The following is a 6,803-nucleotide window of genomic DNA, read 5'->3' on the forward strand; positions in this document are numbered from 1 at the left end:
CGGGTCGTGGTGTCGTTTCTGTGTCTGGTGGGGCAGGCATTCTTGCCTGCCGCCAGTGGCGCTCGGAGGCAGGCAAGAATGCCTGCCCCACCGGTCCGCCGCTAAACGAGCCGGCCGCCGTGGGCGTACACGTTGAACCGGTGGTCGCGGACGAACCCGAGGAGCGTAAGCCCGAAGCGGGTCGCGAGGTCCACCGCTAGGCTCGACGGCGCGCCCACGGCGGCCAGCACCGACACGCCGGCCGCGACCGCCTTCTGCGCCAGCTCGAAGCTCGCGCGGCCGCTCACCAGGAGCACCCGGCGGTCGAGCGGCAACCGGCCCGCCATGAGTTCCGCACCGACCAGCTTGTCCACCGCATTGTGCCGCCCCACGTCCTCCCGCACAAGGAGCAGGCCCCCCGCGGCGTCGAACAGCGCCGCGGCGTGCAGGCCGCCGGTGCGGTCGAACGTCGGCTGCGACTCGCGGAGAATCGCCGGCAGGCGGTGAACGATCTCGGCCGCGAGCCACGGTTGATCGGCGCCGGGGAGCGGCGTCGCGCGGGCCGCGAGCGAGTCGAGCGACGTCTTCCCGCACACCCCGCAACTGGACGAAGTCGTAAAATGACGTTCGAGGCCCGAAAGCACAACCGGCACGGCCGGCCGCAGTTCGACGCGCACCGCGTTCGGGTGCCCGCACGGGGTGACGAGCTGGATGTCGCCGGGGCCGCTAACGACGCCCTCGGCGAGCAGGAACCCGGCGGCGAGTTCGGCGTCGTTTCCGGGCGTCCGCATTGTGAGCGACGCGGTGCGGCGGGTGCGGGCGTCGGCGGGGCCGAACTCGATCACGATTTCGAGCGGCTCCTCGACGGCGACCCAGTCCTCGTGCGGGTCGGCTCGCGCCCCGCGGTCCACGGCGGCGACGGTCACCCGGGCGACCCCCTCGCGGTTGCGGGCGGCGTCCGACGGGAGCAACAGGGGGAGTTCGGCCGCCATTGGCGCCTCGAACGAGCGAGCGGTTCGTGCCGGCCGTGCGGTCCCCCCGAGGGGGCGTCTGCGTCGCGCCGGCGGATTCGGCCCCGGGGTGAAAAAAATCGGCCGATCCTGTCCGAAGGGACGGGACCATCGCGTATGATCGGTGGGTGAATCGCGACCCGAATGCCGCCCCGCCCGATCAGTTGCGCTCCGCGGAAGGGAATTATCTCGCGTCGCGCGTCAAACGGCGAGGGCTTTTCGCATTCCTGGGTAGCGACCCGGTTCGCCCAACCGGGCACTTTCACGTGAGCGGGTGGAATTGTGGATACGTCTCTACCGACCACTGGCATGTCCCGGCCGACCGTGACCTTCTCCCGGCTCCCCCCCGACCCGGAAGCGGAGGCCGCGGCCCCCACCGTGGGCTGGACCATCGCCGGCCCCTCGTCCGCGCCCGACATCGGCGGGGACAGCGACTCGGCGGCCAGCACGGTCCTGTCGTTCGGCGAGTACGTGGTCGTCAGCGAGATCGGCGAGGGCGGCATGGGCCGCGTGTACAAGGCGATCGACCGGAACCTGGGCCGGCACGTCGCGGTGAAGGTGCTGCGGAACACCGACCCGTTCGAGTCGAGCCGGTTCCGCGGCGAAGCGGAGATGATCGCGCTCCTGAGCCACCCGAACATCGTCCAGATCTTCGCGATCGACACCACCCCCGACGGCCGCCCGTACATCGCGCTGGAGTTCGCCGAGGGCGGGAGCCTCGACCGCGAGCTGAAGGGCCAGCCCGTCGAGCCCCGCCGCGCCGCCGAGATGGCCGAGGTGCTGGCCCGGGCCGTCCACTTCGCCCACGAGAAGGGCGTCATCCACCGCGACCTGAAGCCGGCCAACGTGCTCCGCGGCAAGGGCGGGGTGCTGAAGCTCACCGACTTCGGGCTCGCCAAGCAGCTCGAGGTGTCGTCCGGCATGACGCCGTCCGGGGCGGTCATGGGGACGCCGAGCTACATGGCCCCCGAGCAGGCGGAGGGGAAGGTCAAGGAACTTGGGCCGGCGGTGGACGTGTACGGGCTCGGGGCGATCCTGTACGAGATGCTCACCGGCCGCCCGCCGTTCCGCGGCGCGAACCTCGTCGAGACGCTGGAGATGGTCCGGTGGGCCGAGCCCCCGTCGCCGACGCAACTGGTCCCCCGGCTCCACCGCGACCTCGCGACCGTCTGCCTGAAGTGCCTGCGGAAGACCCCGGGCCAGCGGTACGCGACCGCGGGCGACCTGGCCGACGACCTGCGGCACTGGCTCAACGGCGAGACCATCGTGGCCCGGTCCGCGGCGTCGTGGGAGAAGGCGTGGCGGCAGGTCCGGCGGCGGCCGTGGCAGGCCGCGACCGTCGCGGTCACCGTGCTCGCGGCCGCGGCCCTCACCGTCGGCGGGTTCTACTACCAGACGCAGTCGCTCGAGGCCCGGGCCGAGCGGCAGCAGCGCGAGTACGAGCACGACCGCGCCGCCCAGAAGCAGGCCGACCAGGAGCGGCTCGCCCGGGTGCAGCGGGAGAACGAGGCCCGGCTCAACAAGCGGAGCGACGACGCGCTGCTGGCCCTCGACGGCATCCGCAACATGATCGTGAGCGGGGAGCTCCGCAACACCAAGGAACTCGACCCGCTCAAGGGGAAGCTGTTCGCGTACTACAAGACCCTCAACGACCAGCTCAAGGCCGAGCCCGGGTACGACAAGACCCGGCTCGCCACGTCGTGGGTCGAGGTCGGCAAGCTGATCCACGAGACCGGGAGCAAGGACAAGGCGTGGGACGCCTACTCCGAGGCCCGCGACCTGTACCGGTCGGGGCCGGCCGACGCGCCCGGGGCGCGGGCCAACCGGGCCGAGGCCGAGTGGCGGCTCGGGCGGCTCGCGTTCGAGCTGGGCCGGTACGACGAGGCGGCGGCCGCGTGCGACACGGTCGGGGCGCTGCTCGGCCCGGCCCCGGCCACCGCGAGGGAGGCCCGGCTGCTCGGCGAGGCGTGGCACCTGCGGGGCGAACTCGCCGACCGCGACCCCCGCAGCCGCGACCACTCGGCCGCGGCGTACGAGCGGGCCATCGCGTTCCACCGCGACGCGCTGGCCCGGAACCTCGGCGGCGACGCGGCCCCGACCCCCGCGGCCCTGGCCGCGCTCCCGGCCCGGCTCGCGGCCCTCGAGCGGGCCGACGCCGAGAAGTTCCGCGACGTGGTCGAGAACCTCCGCGGCCTGGCCCTGGGGTACGGGTTCCTCGGCGACGTGCTCCTCAACGCCCGCCGGCTCACCGACGCCGACGCCGCGTACTGGAACGCCCACCGGGTCCGCGAGGCCGTGGTCGAGATCATGAAGCGGGTCGGGCGGCAGTCCGACCAGTACCAGCGGGAGCTGAGCAAGGCCCAGTCGCAGTTCTCCCGCGGGTGGGGGAACTGCGCCAGCATCCAGACCCGGTCCCGCGCCCTGGGCACCGCGAAGTACTTCTCCGAGCTCGCGCTCGAGTCCCGCAAGAAGGTGGCGGCCGAGAACCCGAACGTCACCGAGTTCCGCCGCGACGTGTGCAGCAGCGCCAACGCGGTCGCCGACCTGAAGATCACCCTGGGCGAGGGCGACGGCGTGCCCGAGTTGCTCGACCTGGCCCGCGAGGTGCCGAGGGACGTGTCCGAGGAGAAGGGCGGGTACAGCTCCGCCGCGCGGGGGACGATCGCCGAGACGCAGCTCCTCCGGGCGCAGTACGTGGCCCGGTTCCAGGCGGCCAACAAGGACCAGATGCTGGCCGCCCGCCGCGAGTTGGCCGAGGGCCGACTGGCCCTGGAGAAGCTGTTCGAGGGGGACCCGGGCAACGCGGCCCTGGCGTTCAAGTTGGCCGCGGCCTACGCGCTGTCGGCCGAGTTGACCACGTCCACCGACACCAGCGAGTCGCGGCGGAAGCGGGCGACCGACACGCTCCGCACCGCGTTCGAGCTGGGGTACAGCGACCGGCACCCGGACGACGTGCGGCTCGCGCGGGCCTTCGAGAAGCTCAGCGGCGACCCGGCGTTCGAGGCGGTGCTCGCCAAGGCCCGCGAGGCGCTCGCCGCCCCGCCGGTCAAAACGACAGCTTCATCCCCTTGAGGCGGGCGACGGTCTCGGCCATCAGCGCGTCCTCCTCGGCCTCGGTGGTGGCGATGTACGTGACCGAGAACCGCAGGTACGCCCCGGCGTCGTCCCACGGCACGCAGCACACGCTCTGGTCGTGGATCAGGTACTGCGAGGCCTCTTCGGCGTTCCCAAACGTGCGGTCGCCGGCCGCCTTCGGGGCCGCCGTGTACAGGAAGTACGTCCCGCCCGGCACCTCGCACGTGAACCCGGCCTGCTTCAGCGCCGCGACCAGCTTCTCCAGCCGCCGCTGGTACTTCGCCCGGATCGCGGCCGGGATCGCCGGGGTCCGCAGCGCTCGGGCCGCGGCGTGCTGGACCGCCATGAACTGCCCGCTGTCGCTGTTGTCCTTCACGTCGGCGTAGGCCTGCACGATCTTCGGGTGCCCGCACACGAACCCGAGCCGCCACCCGATCATGTTGAACCCCTTCGACATCGAGTGGACCTCGACGCCGACCTCCTTCGCCCCGTCCACTTGCAGGAAGCTCAGCGGCTCGGCGGCGTAGCTCAGGAGGATGTGCGCCGCGTCCTGCACGACCACGACCTGGTTCTTGTGCGCGAACTCGATGACGCGCTTGTAGAAGTCCCGCGTCGCGACCGCGCCCGTGGGCGAGTTCGGGTAGTTGATGACGAGCAGCTTGGCCCGCTTCTTCGTCTCGGCCGGGATGCCGTCGAGGTCCGGGAAGAACCCGTTCTCGGCCCTGAGCGGGAGCCGCACGACCTCGCCGCCGAGGTACCGGGTCCAGGTGCCGGCGACCGGGTAGCCCGGGACGGTCATGAGGGTCACGTCGCCGGGGTTGATGAAGCACGCCGGGAGCATCGCGTAGGCCGGCTTGCTGCCGATGCAGTGGCACACTTCCGTGACCGGGTCGAGCGTGACGCCGAACTGGTGCTGCATGAACCCGGCGGCCGCGTCCTTGTAGTTCTGGATGCCGTTGTCGGCGTACCCGCGGTTCTCGACCTTGTTGGCCTCGTGGGCGAGTGCGTCGCGGACCGACGCGTCGGCCATGTCGTCGTTCTCGCCGATGCCGAAGTCGAGGAGCTGCCGCTCCGGGTGGTCGGCGAGCGCCTTCCGCTTGGCCCGCTTGATCTTCTCGAACTTGTAGATGTCGGTCCCCTTGCCGTAGTTGGCCCCGCCGATGCGGTCGGCGAACAGGGTCTGGAACCACGGGTCGGCAGCGGGGGCGGACGGTGCGGCCATTAAGTGAACTCCGAGTGCGGGGGTCGAGTGACAGCGGATGTTGTACGGGAGGGGGTGGATTTGCGGCGAGTTCGCGGCCGCGATCACATACGATGGCGCCTGCCCCGCCCCCGCCCCCGGTAGCCGCATGACCCCCGCCCCGCCGACCGCCCTCGCCGCGCTCCGCGCCGGAGCGATGTTCCTGCTCGGGTTCGCGTTCCTCGTGCTCGCGGCCGGCCTGATCCACCGCGGCACTAGCGGCAGCGTCACGCCCGCCGAGCGGCACGTTCTCACGACCGCGGTCCTCGCGGTGTGGCCGGTGTTCGTCCTGGAGGCCGCGTGGGGCGTCTTGTGCCGCGACCGCACGAAGCCGCTGCGCCCGGTACTGTGGCGGGCGCTGATCGTGTGCGTGGCGCCGCCGTGGCGCATGGCGCAGCCGGACCCGCGGACGGGGCTCATCTGGGTGCCGCGGATCGGCTGGCACGAGCCGGGGAAGGAACTCTGCGAGCGGCTGGAGCACGCCTTCGCGGGGCCGATGGTGCTGGCCGCCCTCATGATCCTCCCGGTGCTGGGGCTGGAGTACCTGCGGGCCGACGAGGTGCGGGCGACGCCGTGGCTGGCGGTCGCGCTCGACGCGAGCGTCGCGGTGATCTGGGTGGCGTTCGCGGCCGAGTTCGTGCTGAAGGCGTCGGCGCACCCGAAGCCGCTGCGGTTCGCGAAGGAGAACTGGCTGGACCTCGCGATCGTGGCGCTGCCGGTGATGGAGTTCGCACTGTCGAAGTGGCACGCGGCCCCGCTCGCGCGGCTGCTGCGGGCCGGCCAGGCGCTGAGCCCCGAGCAGTTGGCCCGCATGGAGCGGCTGTACCGGCTGCGGGGCGTCGCCACCGAGGGGTGGCACGCGCTGCTCCTGCTGAACGTCGTCGCACGGGTGCTGGGCCAGACGCCGGAGCGGCGGCTGGCGCGGGTCCGCGAGAAGATCGCGGAGCTGGAAGAAGAGATCGGTGAACTCGAGAAGGACGCGGGGGCGCTCCGCGAGCGGGTCGCGGGAGCGCCGCCCGCCCCGGCTCAGAACCAGCCGGAGACGCGGTCGGGCGGCGCGACCGGCAGGTTGCCGAGCGACGCGGTGACGGCGACGAGTCGCCCGTCTGGCCCGTAGCTGTGGAACGTGAACCCGACGCCGCTGCGGACCTGGGCGATGAGCACGACGGGCACGGTGCCCCCGTCGCGGCCGCGGGCGAATTTGAGCCAGTCCGGCATGCCGTCGGCCGCCTTGACGGTTTCCGTACCGTCCGGGGCGATCACGGTGACGCGGCCGGGGTGGTTGGTGGGCTGGGTAATCATGCGAACCTCGTCCTTTGGCGAGCCCGGCGATTCCCCCGCCGGGCTCGCTGTCGGAACGCTGGTCACCGGCCGCCTTGCGCGACCGGAACGCGAGTTGAGAAATGGCCGGTGCGTCGGCAAATGAGCGGCGGGAATTCAGTGAAGTCGTCAACACATCGGGGCGAACCCTGAGCGCCAGCGAGGGGGTGTGCCTCACC

General features: G+C 72.0%; 5 protein-coding genes. 2 read left to right on the forward strand and 3 right to left on the reverse strand.

Features of this window, described 5'->3' with window-relative positions:
• Positions 1-101 precede the first annotated feature (101 nt).
• A complete protein-coding gene (gene fdhD / locus ACTIGN_RS32680; protein WP_439631888.1) occupies positions 102-971 on the reverse strand; it encodes a formate dehydrogenase accessory sulfurtransferase FdhD in 870 nt (289 codons plus the stop codon).
• Between the two features lie 327 nt (positions 972-1,298).
• Here fdhD and ACTIGN_RS32685 point away from each other — a divergent pair, with 327 nt between their 5' ends.
• Positions 1,299-4,061, forward strand: a complete 2,763-nt coding sequence (locus ACTIGN_RS32685) for a protein kinase domain-containing protein (protein ID WP_439631890.1) — start codon at positions 1,299-1,301, stop codon at positions 4,059-4,061.
• Here the strand turns inward: ACTIGN_RS32685 and ACTIGN_RS32690 are convergent.
• Complete coding sequence (locus ACTIGN_RS32690) at positions 4,036-5,286, reverse strand: LL-diaminopimelate aminotransferase (RefSeq protein WP_439631892.1); 1,251 nt, start codon at positions 5,284-5,286, stop codon at positions 4,036-4,038. The genes ACTIGN_RS32685 and ACTIGN_RS32690 overlap by 26 nt on opposite strands.
• A gap of 127 nt (positions 5,287-5,413) precedes the next feature.
• Between ACTIGN_RS32690 and ACTIGN_RS32695 the strand changes: the two genes are divergently transcribed.
• Entirely contained in the window at positions 5,414-6,421 is a 1,008-nt protein-coding gene (locus ACTIGN_RS32695) for a hypothetical protein (protein ID WP_439631894.1), read from the forward strand.
• Here the strand turns inward: ACTIGN_RS32695 and ACTIGN_RS32700 are convergent.
• On the reverse strand, positions 6,331-6,606 hold the full coding sequence (locus ACTIGN_RS32700) for a hypothetical protein (RefSeq protein ID WP_439631896.1): 276 nt from the start codon (positions 6,604-6,606) through the stop codon (positions 6,331-6,333). The two genes, ACTIGN_RS32695 and ACTIGN_RS32700, sit on opposite strands and share 91 nt — an antisense overlap.
• Between the last annotated feature and the right edge of the window lie 197 nt (positions 6,607-6,803).

The organism is Gemmata sp. (assembly GCF_051859125.1).
GTDB lineage: Bacteria > Planctomycetota > Planctomycetia > Gemmatales > Gemmataceae > Gemmata.